Source organism: Rhodoferax sp. (genome assembly GCF_030646845.1).
Taxonomy (GTDB): Bacteria; Pseudomonadota; Gammaproteobacteria; order Burkholderiales; family Burkholderiaceae_C; genus Rhodoferax.
The window spans coordinates 106,800-126,678 of the sequence record NZ_JAUSLE010000063.1 but is presented as its reverse complement, the minus strand read 5'-3'; the positions used below and the strand labels follow the sequence as shown (position 1 = coordinate 126,678).

General features: G+C 61.0%; 17 protein-coding genes. 11 read left to right on the top strand and 6 right to left on the bottom strand.

Annotated elements, in window-relative coordinates; all coding sequences use genetic code 11:
- Positions 1–266: 266 nt before the first annotated feature.
- From Q7T10_RS15610 to Q7T10_RS15600, 3 genes are all read right to left on the bottom strand, one after another.
- Complete coding sequence (locus Q7T10_RS15610; protein WP_304750070.1) at positions 267–2,042, bottom strand: hypothetical protein; 1,776 nt, start codon at positions 2,040–2,042, stop codon at positions 267–269.
- A 474-nt stretch (positions 2,043–2,516) separates the two neighbouring features.
- Positions 2,517–3,320, bottom strand: coding sequence for a hypothetical protein (locus Q7T10_RS15605; protein WP_304750067.1), 804 nt, complete (start codon positions 3,318–3,320; stop codon positions 2,517–2,519).
- Complete coding sequence (locus Q7T10_RS15600) at positions 3,317–4,129, bottom strand: 5'-3' exonuclease H3TH domain-containing protein (protein ID WP_304750066.1); 813 nt, start codon at positions 4,127–4,129, stop codon at positions 3,317–3,319. Before Q7T10_RS15600 ends, Q7T10_RS15605 begins: the two co-directional genes overlap by 4 nt.
- 251 nt (positions 4,130–4,380) lie before the next feature.
- Here Q7T10_RS15600 and Q7T10_RS15595 point away from each other — a divergent pair, with 251 nt between their 5' ends.
- Together Q7T10_RS15595 and ppk2 are read left to right on the top strand one after the other, a co-directional pair.
- The gene (locus Q7T10_RS15595; RefSeq protein WP_304750064.1) at positions 4,381–5,136 is read left to right on the top strand and encodes a hypothetical protein; all 756 of its coding nucleotides are present in this window, start codon (positions 4,381–4,383) and stop codon (positions 5,134–5,136) included.
- A gap of 125 nt (positions 5,137–5,261) precedes the next feature.
- Entirely contained in the window at positions 5,262–6,062 is an 801-nt protein-coding gene (gene ppk2 / locus Q7T10_RS15590; RefSeq protein ID WP_304750061.1) for a polyphosphate kinase 2, read from the top strand.
- Here the strand turns inward: ppk2 and Q7T10_RS15585 are convergent.
- Both Q7T10_RS15585 and Q7T10_RS15580 read right to left on the bottom strand, forming a co-directional pair.
- The gene (locus tag Q7T10_RS15585) at positions 6,037–7,902 is read right to left on the bottom strand and encodes a diguanylate cyclase (protein WP_304750059.1); all 1,866 of its coding nucleotides are present in this window, start codon (positions 7,900–7,902) and stop codon (positions 6,037–6,039) included. The two genes, ppk2 and Q7T10_RS15585, sit on opposite strands and share 26 nt — an antisense overlap.
- Positions 7,903–7,927: 25 nt before the next feature.
- Complete coding sequence (locus tag Q7T10_RS15580) at positions 7,928–10,048, bottom strand: bifunctional diguanylate cyclase/phosphodiesterase (RefSeq protein WP_304750057.1); 2,121 nt, start codon at positions 10,046–10,048, stop codon at positions 7,928–7,930.
- Positions 10,049–10,156: 108 nt separating this feature from the next.
- Between Q7T10_RS15580 and Q7T10_RS15575 the strand changes: the two genes are divergently transcribed.
- From Q7T10_RS15575 to Q7T10_RS15550, 6 genes are all read left to right on the top strand, one after another.
- Positions 10,157–11,131 carry a LysR substrate-binding domain-containing protein gene (locus Q7T10_RS15575; RefSeq protein WP_304750054.1) on the top strand — a complete coding sequence of 325 codons (975 nt, stop codon included), beginning with the start codon at positions 10,157–10,159 and terminating at the stop codon, positions 11,129–11,131.
- 41 nt (positions 11,132–11,172) lie between these two features.
- Complete coding sequence (gene pyrC / locus Q7T10_RS15570; protein WP_304750053.1) at positions 11,173–12,204, top strand: dihydroorotase; 1,032 nt, start codon at positions 11,173–11,175, stop codon at positions 12,202–12,204.
- On the top strand, positions 12,201–13,013 hold the full coding sequence (locus Q7T10_RS15565; protein ID WP_304750050.1) for an NYN domain-containing protein: 813 nt from the start codon (positions 12,201–12,203) through the stop codon (positions 13,011–13,013). The genes pyrC and Q7T10_RS15565 overlap by 4 nt, the downstream gene beginning before the upstream one ends.
- Entirely contained in the window at positions 13,010–13,807 is a 798-nt protein-coding gene (locus tag Q7T10_RS15560) for a DUF3025 domain-containing protein (RefSeq protein ID WP_304750047.1), read from the top strand. Before Q7T10_RS15565 ends, Q7T10_RS15560 begins: the two co-directional genes overlap by 4 nt.
- Positions 13,808–13,908: 101 nt before the next feature.
- Positions 13,909–14,787: a protease HtpX gene (htpX, locus tag Q7T10_RS15555; RefSeq protein ID WP_304750044.1), complete on the top strand. Its 879-nt coding sequence runs from the start codon at positions 13,909–13,911 to the stop codon at positions 14,785–14,787.
- Positions 14,788–14,797: 10 nt separating this feature from the next.
- Positions 14,798–15,427 carry a LysE family transporter gene (locus Q7T10_RS15550; RefSeq protein WP_304750041.1) on the top strand — a complete coding sequence of 210 codons (630 nt, stop codon included), beginning with the start codon at positions 14,798–14,800 and terminating at the stop codon, positions 15,425–15,427.
- 4 nt (positions 15,428–15,431) lie between these two features.
- Here the strand turns inward: Q7T10_RS15550 and Q7T10_RS15545 are convergent, their stop codons facing one another.
- Positions 15,432–17,207 carry an NAD(P)/FAD-dependent oxidoreductase gene (locus Q7T10_RS15545; protein ID WP_304750038.1) on the bottom strand — a complete coding sequence of 592 codons (1,776 nt, stop codon included), beginning with the start codon at positions 17,205–17,207 and terminating at the stop codon, positions 15,432–15,434.
- Positions 17,208–17,271: 64 nt separating this feature from the next.
- Between Q7T10_RS15545 and Q7T10_RS15540 the strand changes: the two genes are divergently transcribed.
- The 3 genes from Q7T10_RS15540 (at position 17,272) to Q7T10_RS15530 (ending at position 19,621) form a co-directional block, all read left to right on the top strand.
- Positions 17,272–17,535, top strand: coding sequence for a hypothetical protein (locus Q7T10_RS15540; protein ID WP_304750035.1), 264 nt, complete (start codon positions 17,272–17,274; stop codon positions 17,533–17,535).
- An 85-nt stretch (positions 17,536–17,620) separates the two neighbouring features.
- A complete protein-coding gene (locus tag Q7T10_RS15535; RefSeq protein ID WP_304750033.1) occupies positions 17,621–17,992 on the top strand; it encodes a hypothetical protein in 372 nt (123 codons plus the stop codon).
- 738 nt (positions 17,993–18,730) lie between these two features.
- Complete coding sequence (locus Q7T10_RS15530; protein ID WP_304750031.1) at positions 18,731–19,621, top strand: hypothetical protein; 891 nt, start codon at positions 18,731–18,733, stop codon at positions 19,619–19,621.
- Positions 19,622–19,879 lie beyond the last annotated feature (258 nt).

Sequence of the window (19,879 nt, the reverse complement as noted above, 5' to 3'; positions counted from 1 at the left end):
CTTCGGACACGGACTCGGCGGCCGATCCGCCTGTCAAGCACATTGCCTGCTGGTGGCCGCCAATTGCTTGGCCGTATCGAAGCTCCAGATACCAATTGGATCTCCCTCCAAGCCGCACATCGAGCGGCTGGACTGTTGCCCTCGCGACTTGGCCAGCCACTCTACGAGAGCACTACGGCGCGATGCAAACCCTTCAATTCCGGCGGCAAGCACAGTCCAGCGCCAATGAAGATGGCATTGGCTACGCAACCGCGTGCTGAGTCCATTCAAGGAATCTGGTATCGCCCCGTACCCCGACCCCGGCCCAAGCCTCCATGCGGATCGCTCGGTGGCTTGATCAGGCCAACGGCCTCCAGCGCCTGTGGGCATCTCTGAACCCACTTCTCGAACTGAGACGTACCGATCTGCGGCGGGGCCACGCACAGCGGCGTCACATACGGCAGGTAGGCCCTGAAGTCCCGGCTCTGCTCCACGTAACGCAGCAGGTAATAGTCTTGCACTAGTTGGGCCTGTTGCTCGACGTGGTAGTCCCCCAGATTGGGATGCGCTCCAAGCTTGTACTTGTATGCTCCGTCTCCCTGCCGTGCCTGGCGCTCCATCGAGTCGACCATGTACAGGGCACCTTGACTCAGGAATTGATGTACGTGCATCAGTTCATGCACGAACTCGCCTTGCTGAGGCGGACTCGGGAAGACCAGCGTCGACATCGTGGTGAAGGGACGTTCGTCCTCCATCAGACCGACGATATCCGCAGGGATTGAGCCCTGCACGATCCACACGTCTAGCAGCTTGGGCCAGAAACCGTAAACCCGGACTGCATCAGCCAGTTCGGCCGGTGTCAGGCGCCGTCCACTCCACAGCGAAACGAATCCGGCAAAGATGATGGCCAGTTGCGTCCCACCAAACGTCCAAGCCGCCTTCAGCAGGTCGAGCGCCGCGTGGCCTAGGTCCACCAGCGCGGCTAGAAACTGTCCCCGGATCAGATGACTCATTACCGCCGACGCAAGCTCGCCAATGATCGATGCGACGTTGTAGCCCAGGTCAAACATCGACCTGAGTGTCGCTTTCAGCGTATCGGCTACTGCGTGGACAAGCTGTTCCATGTAGTTGGCCAGGGAGCCAGCCGCAGCTATCAGGGTCCGACTGACTTCGAGGATGGCCACGCCTGCTATCAAAGCCCGTTCGACGATGGCAAGCGGTAACACAGCAGCCTTCAACAGCGCACCGACGACGCTACCGATGGAGCCGGTATGCGCAGCCACCCAATCGATGGCGTCTAGGGCCCGCTCCTTCACTGCGGCAACTGCCTGAACCATCTTTTCGAGCATCTCCCCCGAGACTTCTAGCGCCGCCGACAGCACGTCGCCAACGGTCTTTCCAGCATCAATAAGCGTATCTGCGAACGCCGCGAGGGCGTCGATGGATTCATCGACAAGCGACTGCAATGCGGAAGCCAAATCAAGTGCCTTGTCCAGCACGTCGTTGGCAAATTGAGTCGCGGCGTCCACTGCCGCCTGAGCGACATCGACTACGGCGGCGATCGCGTCCTCGACGTCGTCCCACCTATCGGCGATCCAGCCACCCAACGAAAACGCAAGTCGCGGCCCAGTATTCGCGCTTCCAGCGCTCCCCTGACGCAGCATCGTTCTACTTACCTGTGCGAACACGTGTAGCACCGCGGCCTTCTCATTGGGCTCCCAAATCTGATCCAGTACCGCCTTGCCGGTGTCGCGCCCCACCAAGTAGGCAGTGGCCAGCAGCAGATTGTGCCGGCGCAACGTGATCATTCTTGCGACGACCCTGTGCAGCAGGTCTGTGTTGCCAGTCTTCTTTGACGAGGCCAAGACAATGGCCACGTACGGAGCCATTTCCTTGTCGCTTTGATCCGCCGTCAGCCGCGCTGTCAGCATTTTGCCGAGTAGTGCTGATTGCGCCACTGCACTGGACACCAGCATGCCAAAACGGGCCGGCGTGATCTGTGACAGAGGCATCGCAGTACCAACCAACGGCCCTGCAGGCGCCGCACTGGAATGTGATGGCATGACTACTCCTATTATCGGATTGGCGACGACGCTCAAGGAGATGCGCATCGGTTTCGGAAAATTCTGCTGCGGATGTACGGTTGCCGCGTTGCGAATTCTCAATCCAGCGAAGGTCCCGGTTCGGCTTCATCCCTAACTTGAATCACGCACGGCTTCGACTTGAGAAGGCCGCCATCCAAATCTAAAGCTAGGCCGGTCGGCTTTCGAACCTCGTCACTCGTACCCATCATCCGTCAGCTTGCCTACTCCCCTCTCACTCCCACAGGTTGATTGATCGGACAGCATCAACGTTGGAAACGCTTATGGAGGATGTCTGCTTTTCGATCTAACGGAGGCCGGCTTTGGGTCGGGTCCTGCCGGTGGCCGCGGAAAGTTGAATGTCGCTTGCCAGTCTGAAGCCGGTATTCACCTGGAAAACCATGTAGATCAACCGCGACAGATAGCCACAGACTGTATCTGCGGATCTTCAACCACTTAACTGCCGACCCGTCCCTCGAAATAGGGCAAAAGTGCCTTCGCCGCCTCGATGCGCAGATGAAGTTCAATCGTCTTGTCGTTCATCACGCCCAACAAAAAGACCTTGGGATCGGGACTGTTCCCATGCAAGTCTGATGCATTGACTTCCTGGTTGGCTTGGCTGCCACCCCTTTCGACAGCCACCGATGTCATGGGCGAGGTCTCCGTCCTGACAACAACAGGACTCAGCCGTTCCAGGGCCGCATGAAAAACAGCGGGCTTGATGCATTCAAGGCGCGCCAGTACCTTGGCCTGCGCATCGGGGTTGGGGGGCAGGTCGAGCCAGGGTTCTTCCGAGAAGATGGCGGCCAGGTCCGGCGCAATAAAGGCGGACCATCGGCCCGTGGCTGGCTGCAGTGCGGGTACCAACAGGGCGTGATGGATTTTGCCGGGCATGGCCGCGTCGACAGAAGGCATCATCGAAATGCGTCCAGGTGCCACCAAGTTCAGATAGCGCAAACGCAAGAATTCAAGAAACGCCCTCGCTTGCGCGACGGACGTGGGCTCTGCGAGTGAAAACCACAGTTGGTAACCGTCAATGCCGGAGACGGCGATCGCAGGCGCGGGCAATTCGAGATCAGTCTGCACCCCTCGCCAAAGGATTGAGAGCAGGGTCCAGTCGGCGGGTCTGGCCAGTTCCAGCACCATGGCGCGTACCGTCCCGTCGGACGCAATCAGGCCGGGCTCTGCACCATGAGGGTTTTGGATGTTTCGCTCGTGAGAGAGATAGAGGCGGTCCAACTCCGCTTGCAGTGTGCTCATGGCGAATTATCGGCAATGGTGGGTGAAGGGGGTGTTTGTACCCGAACCTGCGCCAGCATCTTCCAGGTCAGCCCAAGCGGCATGTCGGTCTTGAATGAAACCAGTTGTCTGGACAGCCTGGCTATCTCTATTCCCTTGCGCAGATTCACGCCAACCTGGCCCCCGACTTTATCGGCGTTGGAGATCAGCCGGTCAAGATTGCCATTGATTCGAAGCAGCGTGGCTGCGGTTTTGCTGCCGACCTTGTCCACACCGGGAACGCCATCCACCGCGTCGCCCATGAGGGCCAGCAGATCGCCCATTTGCGATGGCGTGACGCCAAATTTCTGTTGCACATAAGCGCAATCACGCCAGACGTCTTTGAAGTGGTCGTAGACACAGACCTGGTCACTCAGCAACTGCAAAAAATCCTTGTCGGTCGACAAAATGATGGCTCGCTCCGACCTGGCCTTGCACCATTTGTCGACCAGCGCGGCGATGGCATCGTCCGCTTCTATGCCCTCAATGGCAATCCAGTGCAAGCCCATGTCATGCAGTTCGTGCTTGATGGTCAGCAAGCCATCGCGCAAGGGTTGCGGCATGGGTTTGCGGTGGGCTTGATAGCCCTCATAGAGATTGTGTTTCCAGGTGCGGCCCCCATGGTCAAAGACCGCAACCGCGTGGGTCGGACTGTGGGTCTTGAGCGCACGCTTGAACGAGCTCAGGCTCGATTTGATGGTGTCCGCCACCTTCTCCTCGCTGTCTGGCTCGGGAATCGCCTCGTGAATACGCCTGACGATGTTCAGCGCATCAATAATTAGCAGGGACATTGTGTGATCACGTCGGTTTGAAACTTCTCATGGAGACGAGGATTATCCCGTCGCTTTTCCCGCGCAGGGAGAGCCAGCGGCCGCAGGTCAAGAATATCGTTCTTCTTGGGCCACGTGTTTGTGGTTAATGACGTTTTTGGCCTCTAGACCCCGTTGAATATGCCTCTATAGCTATTAAAATAATAGCAGTTGGCGCCCCGTCTAGAATGGCGCCCCCGCCATAGCGTCTCTGCCTGCCAACATCCCCGCTCATGAATATCACCGTCAACGAAGACTTGCGTGCCTACATCGACCCGCTCACCCCTGACGAGCACGCCGCCCTGGAGCGCAGCCTGCTGACGGAGGGCTGCCGCGACGCCCTGGTGCTGTGGGGCGAGGTGCTGGTGGACGGGCACAACCGCTATGGCATTTGCGGCAAACACGGCATCCCGTTTAACACCGTGCAGAACACCCGCTTCAAGTCCATCGACGATGTCCACCTGTGGATGATTGACCAGCACCTGGGGCGGCGCAGCGTGTCGGATTTCCAGCGCGGCGTGCTGGCCTTGCGCAAGAAAGACATTCTGGCCTCGCGCGTGCAGCCAACGCCGACCGAAGCAGCAACGCCCGGGCAGCAGTCGTCCGAACCGGCTGCGGCGCCGGACCGCCTGGTCACCCGCGAGGCCATTGCCAAAGCGGCGCGCATCAGCAGCAACACGATCAGCCAGATTGAAAGAATCCAGAAATCGGCAACGCCGGAACTGGTGGAGGCGGTGAAGTCAGGCACGATTTCCATCAACGCCGCGGCCACCGTGGCCTCGCTGCCCGTGGACGAGCAGGTAGCCGCCGTGGCCGGGGGGCGGAGGGAGCTGCAGCAGGCGGCGCGGCAGGTGCGCCAGGCCAAGGCCGTGGCGCGCACCGAGCCCGAATCACCCGAGGGCGTGATCGCCCGGCTCAGGCAAACCATTGCGGAACTCAGCGCAGAGAACGCCGCGCTCAAGGCAAAGTTGGCTGAGCGGATGTCCTGATCTCGCTGGGGCTAACTCACCACGGCAGATGGCCGCAACGGGCTTGCTTTCCTGAACTGCTGACGGCGGTTGCGACTTGCTTTGAGGCCATTGAGATTCCTGTCCGGCTCCGGTACGATGCAACCATGAAAAAGACAAAGAACGGCAAGTCCGACAAGCTCGGCAAGGATGAGTACTTCGAGAAACTCGCTGTGCTGCAGCTTGAACTCAACGACGTGGCGCGCTGGCTGCAGCACACCGGCAAGCGTCTTGTCGTGGTGCTTGAGGGCCGCGATACCGCCGGCAAGGGTGGGGTCATCACGGCAATGGCTGAGACGCTCAATCCGCGCCAGTGTCGCACCGTGGCGCTGGCCAAGCCAAGCGATCGCGAACAAACGCAATGGTATTTCCAGCGCTATGTGCCGCACCTGCCGGCGGCCGGCGAAATCGTGCTCTTCGACCGAAGCTGGTACAACCGCGCCGGTGTCGAGCGGGTGATGGGCTTCTGCTCTGAAGACGAAGCCAAGGCGTTCCTGAAGCAGGCCCCGGTGTTCGAGAAGATGTTGGTCGACGATGGCGTCCTGCTCTTCAAGTATTGGCTGACGGTCGACCAGGCGCAGCAGGAAGAGCGTTTCGCTGAACGAATAATCGACCCGCTCAAGCGTTGGAAACTCAGCCCGATAGACGTACAGGCGCGCGAAAAATACGCTGACTATGGCCGCGCGCGTGACACGATGCTGAAAGCCACGCACACGGCGCAAGCACCTTGGGCGCTGGTTGACTTCAACGATCAGCGCCGTGGTCGCTTGACGCTGATTCGCCATCTGCTCGATCACATCCCCGAGCGTCTGGTGCCGGAGATCAAGATTGATTTCCCGCCGCTTGACCACAAGCCGCTAAGCGAGCGTTTTGGCACGCACTTCAAGCCGATCCCGTCTTTTCGCTGACGCCCGGTGCGTCGCCGCCATCGAGCCCTTGCCAGCCTGTATGACTTGACATCGGCCCTGAGCCATCACCACGGCGGACACAATGCTTGCCTTTGTGTTTGCCGGCATACATGGCGGCATCGGCACGCTTGAGAATGCTGGTGGCGTCGTTCCCATCCAGTGGCGCAAGCGCATAACCGATCGTCAGACCGATACGACAGACCTGCCCGGACACGGCAAACGGATCGTTGAACGCCTTGAGAAGTTGTTCGCCACGATCTCTGGCCTGCTGCACGTTGTGCAAACCGCTGGACATCACGACAAATTCGTCGCCACCCAAGCGCGAGATCACATCCCGTTGACGGACACTGGCACGCAGGCGCGCTGCAACGGCGATCAGCAATTCATCACCGACGTCATGACCATATTGATCGTTGATTTGCTTGAACCCATCCAGATCCAGCATATACACTGCGACAATTTTTTCCGGCCCGGCGTTCTTGATGGCCTCGGCCATTGAAGAATTCAGGCCACGGCGATTGGGCAACCCGGTCAGCGCGTCCGTATGGGCGAGCGAATGCAGATTGTCACGTTCACGTCTGGCATGCTGCACCGCTGCCTGCAAGGCCTTGGTGCGCAAGCCCAGCACGCGCATGAAGACCAGCATGTCGAAGGTGGCGCCAAACTGGAAGGAGTGCAGCGTCCAGAAGTTGACGCCGACGCGCCCCTTGATCACTTCGATCATGATCGCGGTCGTTACAAAGTAGGCGGCCCACGCCAACAGGAAATAGATGCCGACACTCTCGCCACGACGTGCCCGCGAAATGGCACCCGGCAAACCCAGCAGCGCCGGTGCCAGGCCCAGCGCGCTGATGATCGCCGTCACGATATGAAGGTCTATCAGGTCAAGGGAGAAACACAAGGCGAAGAAGACGGTGAAGGCTGCACCGGCTTTCATGATCCGGCTGATCCACGGGTGAACGTCGGGCCCGGCCAGGGCTTGTTCGATAAACAGGAAGGACCCGGTGGCAGCGATCAGCGCGGCCAAACCACCGGCATGCAACTCCATCCAGGAATTTCCACGCCAAACATACTGGGAGCCGATGCCAAACTGAAACAATGAGAACAGCAAGCTTCCCAGTATCAGGATGGCATATTTGAGGTACAGGTGCTCACGCAGGGTGACCCACTGCGCCAGGCTGTACACCAGCAGGCACAGTGCCAGGCCGGTGAGCAGGCCCTGCAACATTTGCTCATCAAGGGCCTTGGCATGAAACTCCGCGGGTTTGCTCAGGGTAATGGGCAATATCATGGCGCCGTTGCTTTCGACGCGCAGGTACAAATCGTAAGTAGTCCCCGCTTTCAGCTTCAAGCCATAAGAATGCGAGCGGCTGCGAATGAGGCGTTGGTCATAGGGCTGCAAACTGCCCAGTGTGGCGCGCTCGATGATGTTTTTGTCCCGGGTGACGAAGACATCCAGGCGATTGAGCACGGGGTAGTCGATGTCCAGTACCCACAGGCCGTTGCTCTGGCTGGACACCGAGATCGGGATATGCAGCCACACGGCGTCCTTGCGCAATCCGAGCGTGCCATAGGCCGTGTCGGGTGTCTTGAATTCTGCCCTGGCATCCATGACCTGATTGATGCTGCGCTTCTTTTCCGGATCGGAAAGCACCGTCACGGACGGCCACGCCTGCACCAGGGGCGTCGACTCCTGCAGAAAAATGGGTGCGGGCGCTGACAGGGCCACCGTAGGCGCGCCGAGACAAAAAATGGCGCTGACCAGCAGCATGCAGCGCACCATCAGGCGGCTTGCCGCAGGCAGACAGAGCCCGAGGAGCAGGGCAAATTTCTTACTCATTCGTTGGCGCATTCAGCGGTAGCCGTCATACCAATTCTGGCGTGGGCGTTGCCCGGCGCCAGCTCTCGAGAAACTCATCGGCCGGCTGGGGTTTCCCGAAAAGATAGCCCTGGATTTCGTTGCAACCCGCGTGGCGCAGGAATTCCAGTTGCCGTGTTGTTTCGACCCCTTCCGCAACCGTGCTCAGGCCCAAATTGCGGGCCATGCCGATGACGGCCTGAATAATCGATTCGTCGCCCAGGTTGTCGCCAATGCCAATGACAAAAGAGCGGTCAATTTTCAGGGTGTTGATGGGCAGGAGCTTGAGATAGGCCAGTGACGAATAGCCGGTGCCGAAATCATCCACGGCCAGCCGCACGCCCAGTTCTCGCAAGCGCTTGAGGACGCTGATGGCGTCCTCGGCATTCATGATCACGGACTCGGTGATCTCCAGTTCCAGCGCATCGGGGGGCAAGCCGGATTCTTCCAGGGCGGACCGCACCACTTCGACAATATCTGCGCGCTCCAGCTGCCGCACGGACAGATTCACGGAAATTCTGGGAACGTCGACACCCCTGGCGCGCCACGCTGCCATTTGACGGCAGGCCGTGCGCAGCACCCATTCCCCCAGTGTGACGATGAAACCGGTTTCCTCCGCGACAGGAATGAACTGCACCGGAGAGACCGGCCCCAGTACCGCGCTGTTCCAGCGCGCCAGCGCCTCAACCCCGCTGGGGCAGGCATTGTCCGCCGCCGTCATCTTGATCTGGTAGTGCACATCGAGTTCGTTGTTCTCGATGGCGTGGCGCAGAAGGCGCTCCAGTTGCGCCCGGTCCTGGGCGTATTGCGTCATCTCGGGTGTGTGAAAGTGGTAGGTGTTTCGGCCATGTTTTTTGGCCTGGTACATGGCGGTGTCGGCCGCGCGCAGCAAGTTGTCGGCATTCACGCCGTCGGCGGGGTACAGGCTTATGCCAATGCTGGCCGAAATGACGAGGTCGTTCTCGCGGATGGAGATGGATTCGGCGATGCGCCCGATCAGCTTGTCGGCCACCCGGCTGGCATCCTGCGGGGTGTGTATTTCTTCCAGGATACAAACGAATTCGTCGCCACCCAGGCGCGCCAGCAAGTCCCCGCCGCGCAGTTGCCCGGTCAGCCGGCGTGCCACCTCGACCAGCAACTCATCACCCACCGCGTGGCCCAGTGTGTCATTGACATCCTTGAAACGATCCAGGTCGACGAACAGCACGGCCAACTGGTGTCCATGCCGCTCAGCCTTGCTGACACTGCGCTGCAGTTGTTCGGCGAACAGCAGGCGGTTGGGCAGGCCGGTCAGCGGGTCATGGTGGGCGAGGTGGTCCAGCCGGGCTTCGGCCCTGCGTCGCTCCAGTACTTCTTCCTCCAGGTGGCTGTTAATGGCGGCCAGCTCGTGGGTGCGTTTTTCGACGCGCGCATCAAGCTCACGATTGGACTCCCTGAGCGCGGTCTCCTGCGTGTGCAGGATGCCCTGCGCGTAGCGGACCACCATCAGTTGCATCAGATACAGCGCGAACATTACCCCGGCGCCAATCAGAACGACTTTCAGCAGCACCTGCTGCAGTTTCTGCACAAAGGGGGTCACGTCCTGGTAGAGCTCGATGACACCGGCAATTTGCCCGCCGTCGCGAATGGGAAGGTAGCTGGAGATGACATCCACATCGACGCGGGATCCCTCGAAGCTGTCGAACTGGTTTCGGTGGGTCAGCGCACTGGTCGCTTTTCCGGCCAGGGCTGCGATGAAGCCCGCATTGCTCCGCTTGTTGTCACCAACCTGGCTGGGGTCCGATGAGAAAACCGTGAGGCCGTCGCGGTTGTACACCTTGACCTTGATGATGTCCGAATTCTTCATCAGTGCCGACGTCTTGGTCCCCAGGCCCAGGGTTTCGAATGTCGTGCGCAAATCGGCGGCCGAGCGCCCGCTCGACCCCGCAACGAATGCCGAGAAGTCGGGCCACAGCTCATTGATGAATACCTGGCTCATGGCTTCGTTGTGCCGGTGCGCCATGGTCGTCACTTGACGCGTGGCCTGATCCTGTACGGACAAGCCGAGTGCACTGCCCGCGATGGCGATCAGCGCGAACGAGAGTATCGAAAAATACCGGGTCAAGCGGAACGCTGTGAATGCACGCATGGAAAAGATAACTTTCTTGCTTCTAGTGACACCGATGCGGACAAATGGATCCAGTTCCAGTGTAGTGCTGAATCGGAGCGGAAGCTTCTGGCCGCTCATAATCCGCACATGGAAACCAAATGGCTGGAAGACTTCGTATCGTTGGCTGAAACCCGCAGTTTCAGTCGCTCGGCCCAATTGCGGCATGTGACGCAACCCGCGTTCTCGCGGCGTATCCAGTCGCTGGAGGCCTGGGCCGGCACCGATTTGGTGGACCGCAGCAGCTACCCGACGCGGCTCACGCCCGCGGGCGAAACCTTGTATGACCAGTCGCTGGAGGTGTTGCAGGCGCTGCAGAGCACCCGCGCCATGATGCGTGGACACACGGCCGCCGGGCAGGATGTGATCGAGTTTGCAGTGCCGCACACGCTGGCATTTACTTTCTTCCCGGCCTGGGTGTCGGCTCTGCGCGAAAAATTCGGCTCCATCAAAAGCCGCCTGATTGCGCTCAATGTGCACGATGCTGTCATGCGCCTGGTGGAGGGCAGTTGCGATCTGTTGATTGCCTACCATCACCCTTCCCAGCCCTACCAGCTGGATGCCGACCGCTACGAGATGGTGAGCCTGGGGGAGGAGGTCATGGCGCCTTATGTCAAACCCGACGCCGACGGTGCACCCATGTTCCAGCTGCCGGGACGCGCGGGTCAGCCCTTGCCCTACTTGGGTTACGCACCGGGTGCCTATCTGGGACAGATGGTGGAGCTGATCCTCAAGCAGTCCGGCACGGCCATCCACTTTGACCGCGTGTACGAAACCGATATGGCCGAAGGCCTGAAGGCGATGGCGCTGGAAGGGCATGGCATCGCCTTCCTGCCGTTCAGTGCCGTCAAGAAGGATTTGCGCGCCCGTAAGCTGGTCAGCGCGGCACCACCCGAGATGAAGGATCTTCAAATCACCATGGAGGTGCGGGCATACCGGCAGCGGCCCTCGGGCAAGGAGGCTGGCAAATCGGGGGTCCACACCAATCGCAGCGCAGCGCCAAGTCCGAAGCGCAACGCGCAGGCGCTGTGGGACTACCTGCTGGCCCAGGGGCCTGCCAGTTAGGTCCCGGACAGCCCATGAGCGCATTTGGGACAATACAGGCCATGACACAAGAAATTACCCTGACCCGACCCGACGACTGGCATTTGCACGTGCGTGATGGCGACGCCCTGAGCGTGGTGGTGCCGCATACCGCCGCCCAGTTTGGCCGCGCCATCATCATGCCCAATCTGCGGCCACCGGTCACCACGGCTGCGGCAGCGCTGGCGTACAAGGCGCGCATCCAGGCGGCGGTGCCGTCAGGCCTGGCGTTCGAGCCGCTGATGACGCTCTACCTCACCGACAATCTGCCGGCTGATGAAATCAAGCGCGCCCGGGACGCCGGCGTGGTGGCGGTGAAGCTCTACCCGGCAGGTGCCACCACCAACAGCGACGCCGGCGTGACCGACCTGCGCAAGACCTATAAGACGCTGGAAGCCATGCAGCGCGCCGGCATGTTGCTGCTGGTGCATGGTGAGGTGACCTCGCCTGAGATTGATATTTTCGACCGCGAGGCGGTGTTCATTGACACGCAGCTCATTCCCTTGCGCCGTGATTTTCCCGAGCTGAAGATCGTGTTCGAGCACATCACCACCAAAGAGGCCGCGCACTACGTGCAGGAATCGGATCGCTTCACAGCCGCCACCCTCACCGCACATCATCTGCTGTACAACCGCAACGCCATCTTCACCGGTGGCATCCGCCCGCATTACTACTGCCTGCCGGTGCTGAAGCGCGAGACCCACCGGCTGGCCCTGGTGCAGGCGGCCACCAGCGGGTCGCCCAAGTTCTTTCTCGGTACCGACAGCGCGCCGCACCCTGCCCACCTGAAGGAACACGCCAGCGGTTGTGCGGGCTGCTATACGGCGCACGCCGCCCTGGAGATGTACGCACAAGCGTTTGACACCGCCGGCGCGCTGGACAAGCTGGAAGGATTTGCGAGCTTCCATGGCGCTGATTTCTACGGTTTGCCGCGTAACACTGGCAGCATCACCTTAAAGCGCGACGCGTGGACACCGCCCGAGAGTTTTGCCTTTGGCGAGGCGACCTTGAAGCCTTTGGGCGCGGGTGAATCCATGCCGTGGAGGCTGGTATGAGCGCACGGGAGGCGCGGCGGTCCGAGCCGCACATCGCCTTGCTGATTGACGCGGACAATTCGCCCGCGGCGAAGATTGATGCGATCCTGACCGAGCTTTCCACCTTTGGCGTGACCAATGTGCGCCGCGCCTATGGCAACTGGAAGAAAAGCGAGTTGAAGGGCTGGGAGGAAAAACTGCATGAGCACGCCATCCGCCCCATGCAGCAATTTGACTACTCAAAGGGCAAGAACGCCAGCGACATGGCGATGGTGATCGATGCGCTGGAACTGCTCTACACCGACCAGCCAGATGCCTTTGGCATCGTTTCGTCCGATGCGGACTTCACGCCGCTGGTGATGCATCTGCGCGCCAAAGGGGCCGCCGTGTATGGCTTTGGTGCCCAGAAAACGCCAGAACCCTTTGTCAACGCGTGTTCCCGGTTCCTGTACCTTGACCGTCTGGGTGCAGTCGATGGCGTTGATACGGCGGCGGTGGTCGGCCCCGCCGTTTCGGCGGAGGCCGGTGTGGCCCCGGCCAAACCGGCGCAGCCCTTGCGCGTGCCCACCGAACAACTCCGGAAAGACACCAAGCTGCTCAGTCTTTTGCGGGGCGCAGTTATTGCCTGCGAGGATGAAGATGGCTGGGCCGGGGTCGGTCCGGTGGGCACTCACATCGGCAACAAGGCCTCGTTTGATGCGCGCAACTATGGCTACGCGACGCTGACCAAACTGTTGGCCGCAACGGGCGCGTTCGACCTGCGTGACGAAGGCACGTCCAAAGTCAGCGTGCGTGACAAGCGGCATTTCCTGGCGTTAGCCGCGACATGACGGGCCCGGCCGCTGCGGCGCCAGCGGTGGGTGACATCGACTGGGCAGCGCCCTGGCTGGCGCCGTGGCGCGAATTGGGTAACCCGGTGGCGCAACGTGTGGCCGCCGGTGAGGCCCAGCCGCAGGCATTGAATCAGGCCGCGCTGGCACCGGTGCGTTTTGTGCCACAAAGCGATCTGCCCTGCGGTGTCGCCTACGAGCAATACATCTTCGATACTGGTTGTGTGCCCACGCGTGACGGCCTGCACGATTTCTTCAACGGTTTGTGCTGGATGCGCTTTCCCCTGACCAAGAAACGGCTGAACCAGCTGCAGGCGGCCCAGATCGCCCACAGCGGCATCCAGCCCGTGCGCGGCCCGGCCCGCGACGGCTTGACCGTGTTTGACGAGAACGCGGCCTTCCTGCAGGCGCCGGACCTGCTATGGGATGCCCTGGTGGCCAAAGACTGGTACCGCCTGTTTGTCACCTTGCGCCCGCTGTGGCCGCAGGCGCATCTGGTGCTGTTCGGGCACGCGTTGCTGGAGAAACTGGTTTCACCGCGAAAAGCGATCACAGCCCACGTGTATCGGGCGCAGGCAGCTAGCAATTCGATAGCGGATATGGATGCCTGGATGGCTGCTGATCTGAGCGCGGAGAAGCTGGCGAGCAAACCGTTTGCGCATTTGCCGGTGCTGGGGGTGCCAGGCTGGTCGGGGGCTAATGAAGACGCTGCGTTTTATGCCGACGCCACGGTGTTTCGCCGGCCCAAAGCCGCGACCGCCGAGCCCGGTAGACGCTTGGGCGAATGCCCGTAAACTTGATGTGCAATTAAGGGGCTGTGCCTTGAAATCGGGCAGCCTGCCCCTACCATTCGTGCCAACGGATTGCTGATTCAAACCGTATTTGAAAGAAAAACATGAAACGCATCATTTTGTTTGTCCTGACCAATGTGCTGGTGGTGGCGGTGCTTGGCATCGTCGCCAGTCTGCTCGGTGTGAATCGTTACCTGACCCCAAATGGCCTGGACTTGGGCTCTTTGCTGGGCTTCGCCCTGGTCATGGGCTTTGGCGGCGCCATCATCTCCCTGCTCATCAGCAAGCCCATGGCCAAGTGGACTGCCGGTGTGCGCATCATCAACCAGCCGCAGAACGCGGACGAAGCCTGGATCGTGGAAACCGTGCGCAAGCTGGCCGAAAAAGCCAGTATCGGCATGCCCGAAGTCGGCATCTTCGATGGCGAGCCCAACGCCTTTGCTACCGGTGCGTTCAAGAACTCGGCGCTGGTGGCCGTGTCCACAGGCTTGCTTGCCGGCATGACGCACGAAGAAATCGAGGCCGTCATCGCCCATGAAATCGCCCACGTGGCGAATGGCGACATGGTCACCATGACCTTGATTCAAGGCGTGATGAACACTTTTGTGGTGTTCCTGAGCCGCGTGATCGGCTACGCGGTCGACAGCTTCCTGCGCAAAGGCGACGAGCGCTCAAGCGGACCTGGCATCGGCTACATGATCACTACCATCGTGCTGGACATCGTGCTGGGCTTTGCCGCCGCCATTGTCGTGGCCTGGTTCTCGCGCCACCGTGAATTCCGGGCCGATGCGGGCTCGGCCCAGCTGATGGGGCGCCGCCAGCCGATGATCAACGCCCTGGCCCGTCTGGGAGGCATGCAGCCGGGTGCATTGCCCAAGAGTGTGGCGGCTTTCGGCATCGCGGGCGGCGTGGGGCAGCTATTTGCCACCCACCCGCCGATCGAAGAGCGCATCGCGGCCCTGCAGCAAAACGCACCGGTCTGAACCGGGCCCCATGGCGCTCTCCACCTGGCTCGCGTTCTTTGCTGCATCGTGGGCGATCAGCATCTCGCCGGGAGCGGGTGCGATCGCGGCCATGAGCGCCGGTCTGAACCATGGCTTTCGCCGCGGTTACTTCACCACCTTTGGTTTGATCCTGGGGATCTGGACGCAGGTGATTGTGGTGGCGGTTGGGCTTGGCGCGCTGGTGGCAGCCTCCGGGACCGCTTTCCTGGTGGTCAAGTGGCTGGGGGTGGCCTATCTGATCTGGCTGGGCATTGCGCAATGGCGCGCACCGCCCACGCCCATGGTCGCCAATGCGGACAAGGGCGCCGTCGTCACCCGCAGATCCATGATCCTGCGGGCCTGGATGATCAATGCGGTCAACCCCAAGGGCACGGTTTTCCTGCTGGCCGTGGTGCCGCAGTTCATCAACCTGTCGCAACCCCTGCTGCCTCAATACCTCATCATCACCGCGACGCTGACGTTCACGGATCTGGTGGTGATGGCCGGCTACACGGTGCTGGCGTCACGGGTGTTGGGGGCGCTGAAATCCCCCGCCCACATTCGCGCCATGAACCGCACCTTTGGCGGGCTCTTTGTGCTGGCCGGGTCACTGCTGGCCATGTTCAAGCGCGCGGCCTGAGCGTTCAGGCCAACAGGCGTCGCGCCACAGCTTCCGCCACCCGGATGCCATCCACCCCGGCGGAGAGAATGCCACCGGCGTAGCTGGCACCTTCGCCCGCCGGGTACAAGCCCCGGGTGTTGGTACTCTGATAGTCGTCATCCCGCGGCATCTTCAGCGGTGACGAGGTGCGTGTTTCCACGCCGGTCAATACCGCGTCGGGCATGTCAAACCCCCTGATCTTGCGGGCAAACGCGGGCAGGGCCTCGCGGATGGCTTCGATGGCGTAGGTCGGCAGGGCTGCGGTCAGATTCCCCAGCGTGACGCCGGGCTTGTACGAGGGCTCTACGCTGCCCAGTTGGGTGGAGGCCCGGCCGGCGATGAAGTCGCCGACCAGCTGGCCGGGCGCGTTGTAGTCGGCGCCACCCATCACATAGGCATTCGATTCCAGCTGGCGCTGCAGCACGATGCCCGCCAGCGGATGATGCTGGGCTGCGCCAGTGCGGGGCTGGGCCTGAACGTCTTCACCCAGAGTGGCGTGGAAGGCCGCGGCATCTGTGGGGTAGTCGCGCGGGTCAATGCCCACCACGATGCCGGCATTGGCGTTGCGCTCGTTGCGCGAGTACTGGCTCATGCCGTTGGTCACCACTCGACCGGGCTCCGATGTGGCCGCGACCACTGTACCGCCGGGGCACATGCAAAAACTGTAGACCGAGCGGCCATTGCTGGCGTGGTGCACCAGCTTGTAATCCGCCGCACCCAGCAGCGGGTGGCCGGCATGGCGGCCCCAGCGGGCGCGGTCAATCACGCTTTGCGGGTGCTCGATGCGAAAGCCGATCGAGAACGGTTTGGCTTCCATCGCCACGCCGCGCTGGTACAGCATGGCGCAGGTGTCCCGTGAGCTGTGGCCCAGTGCCATCACCACCTGCTCGGCATGCAACTCGTAGGACTGGCCGGCGGCCTGGTCCAGCACCGTCAGACCGCGCACGTGCCGCCCCTGCGGACCGTCTTCAATCTGAACATCGGTCACGCGTTGCTGAAAGCGGATCTCACCGCCCAAGGCAATGATCTGCTCGCGCAGGTTTTCCACCACCTTCACCAGCTTGAAGGTGCCAATGTGTGGGTGTGCGTCCACCAGAATTTCAGGCGGCGCGCCCGCTTTCACGAACTCGTTCATCACCTTCCGCCCCAGGTAGCGCGGGTCCTTGATCTGGCTGTACAGCTTGCCGTCCGAGAAGGTGCCGGCACCGCCCTCACCAAATTGCACATTGGATTCGGGGTTGAGCACATGCTTGCGCCACAGGCCCCAGGTGTCCTTGGTGCGTTCGCGTACTTGTTTGCCTCGTTCCAGCACGATGGGCTTGAAGCCCATTTGCGCCAGCACCAGCGCGGCAAAAATGCCGCAGGGGCCAAAGCCCACCACCACCGGGCGCACGGCGAGGTCGGCAGGCGCCTGCCCCACCGGGTGGTACACCATGTCGGGTGTGGGGCCGATGTGGGGGTGGTTTTCAAGGCGTGCCAGCAGCACCGGCTCTTGAGAGGGGTCCAGCAGCGTCAGGTCGACGATATAGACCGCCAGCAGTTCCGCCTTGCGCGCATCAAAGCTGCGCTTGAAGACCTGCAGATCGGCAATTTCTGCAACACCCAGCCCCAGGGCTTGCGCGCACAAACGTCTTAAGGCCTCAACGGGATGCGGGGCAGGGGCGCGGTCGGCCTCGGTTTCCGGCGGCGCGTCGGTGGCGCGGCGCGCATCCACCGGCAGGGCAGACAAGGGGAGTTTGAGTTCGGTCAATCGGATCATTGTGGGCTCGTGGTTATCAAGCAGGTGCGAATGATAAGTGCATCGGACGCCTGTCCGTGGTTCGATGGACCAATCGTCGGAAATTCAGGCGACCTATGGCTGTTCTGCAGAAGCGGGCATTCATCTGCCGCAGCTTGTCATGGTCTCACGCAGTCCATCGAAGTGGGATGGATTGATGCCGTTGGTTCGAGCTTTCGCCGGGGAGCCAAGCGGCATGCTGCAAACGGCCTGGAGCGAACGTTCGCAAGCAGCCTCGAAATCAATGGCGCGGTTTACCCAACCCCATTCACTTGAGAAAAATCAAAAAGATATGAATGGGGCAGCATAAGCTGAAGCTTTGGAGGAACGAAGCTGTGAATGCGAGAAGCACCCTGGTCGCCGTTGGCGGTCGAGCGAGAACTATCTCTTCCCTGATGTGCATCGTCACACTCCTTATGTGCGGTTGCGCATCAACCGAGACTGTCAAGGAATCTAAGGGACAAGGTGTCACCCGCGTCTACCCATATGCATCTGAGAATGTTTTTAACGCCACGCTCGCAGCCGCGAGGGACAAAAAGCTCGACGTTGTCGAAAGCGACAGGCAGGGCGGCCGGCTAATCCTGGCGAAAGGCGTCACGTGGCTGAGCTGGGGAGAACGAATCGCGGTATTCATCAAGCCTGTGGCGTCGAACTCGACTGAAGTAGAAATCGTCAGCAAGCCGGTTTTGTCGCCGCTCAATTTCCCGCCCGATTGGCAGCAGATTCTTCTTGACCAAATTGACGTCGACCTTCGAGCGGTAAAATGAAAGTAAGGAAGAGCGTGGACGACTCTTGGCCTTAATGTGCATCATGACGCCACGCACGAAGGGCGAGTCCCGGCGATTTGCGGATACTCATGCCCGTCCGGTTCAGGCGCCCGACTGTGTGGTTCGTAGTTGCTGCGAGGCACCCAAGAGATCGACGGCACCCAGTGGAGCGGACCAGCAAGAAGGCGCCACAGAGGGCAATGACGGCGCGCCGATCGGTTTGAGCCCGCGAGTTGAAGATCATCGCAGCCATCCCGGAGCAGACTGTCATCGAGAAGATACTCGCGAACCTGGATCTGCAGGCCCGCGCGGCCTGAGTATCACGACCGATCACCGTTCAGACGGTTTGGCACCTGAGGCTGCTGGGAGCGGCTGCGCCCGGGACTTTCGGGGCCGAGGTAAGGCAACCTCATGGCACGGGCAAACAAGTCAACGAGCTCTCCGAGCTGCCTGTGCCGCCGGGTTCATTGGCGCTCGGCGGGCCACTGTCGACCACAAAGACCGAAACCACAGTTCCGACCGGTAGGTTCGGCGGGTCTGGCCACTCTGTCGTCACGGAAAGGAGCGTTTGAACGGCCTATCCCCCAGAGCAAGCGTTCCCAGGTGCGTCCATCGCATAATGTTTGGATCATTCTTGAGCAAAAACCCGCCTAAATGACGTTTGGTACAACTGATCGCCTTGCCTGGAGTCGCTTGTCAGCGCTGGCCCGAGGCCTACGATTCCTCATTGCCATGGCCGTGACAGGTCTTGCACTGAGTGCCTGCATGGTGCCGTACAAGCGCAGTCCGGGCTTCCATGAATCACGCAGCGACCTCACCGACGAAGTCGTAGCGCGCATCGTCATTGGCAAGAGTACCCGCGACGACGTGCAGGCGCTGCTTCCCAAGGGGCCGGATGTGGAGAGTGCGGACGGCAGCTGGGTTTACTACGAGTCAAACTACCTGGAGGCTGAATCGGGCGCCTGGGTCGCGATTGGCATGGTCGGTGGTGGCGTGGTATTTCCCTGGGCGCAGAATGCACGATACCTATTGCACCGCCTGCTGATTCGCTATGACGCAGAAGGGCTCGTCACGACCATGGAGGACAAGTCCAGCTTCTGCACAGGATTGCCGGGGTTCCACACCTTCGGCCCTCCAAGCGATCAGGAAGTTCTCGACTGTCCCCTGCGGGGGCTTGACGCCGATACGCGCAGGAAGCGTCAGGAAGCCCGCCGGCAGTCTGCATTTCCCGACAGCGAAGGCCCGTGGCGGCTGTTCCCACTGCAGAGTGTCCTTTGGAAGACGGGTCCGCTTCACCACATGCTGGGCATTGACAACGCGCTGAGGTGCGGCACTTCATCGATGGGCAACGCAGGAGAACTGGGCCTGTCGTCGCAATCCCTCGTCTTCTTGCCCCGAGAGCGATGGCGGCATCCCGTCGGACCGGGTGCCGAAGCGGCACGCATCGCCCGTGACCAGATCGCCAGTGTGCGGATGATCGATGGCTTGCTGGAAAGCAAGCTGGGCGTGGAGATTACGCTCTCGGACGGTGGCCGAGTTACGCTCGCCGTGTGTAAAAGTTCAGGTTATGCGCACGATATGCAAGCCAACCAGGTGGTTTTCGAGCAACTGCGTTCGAAAAACCCGTAGAAGGGGAACGCAAATCACTGGCGAATGCACACACCACATGCAGGAGAAGGTGCAATCTTGGCCGACACGTTCAAGGTCACGCGCATGAGCCACCCCACGCTGGTTCCCCGCCCGCGCCCGCGCCTGCACCTGATCCGCTTCCGCGGTGTGCTCGCACGAGCGACTGTTTCACGGCGGCCAGTTCATAGTGACGAACGTCCGCCGCACAAAGCTGCCAGTTAGCCAGTCAAGATGACTAGTTTCCCGTTGTCAGCGTCG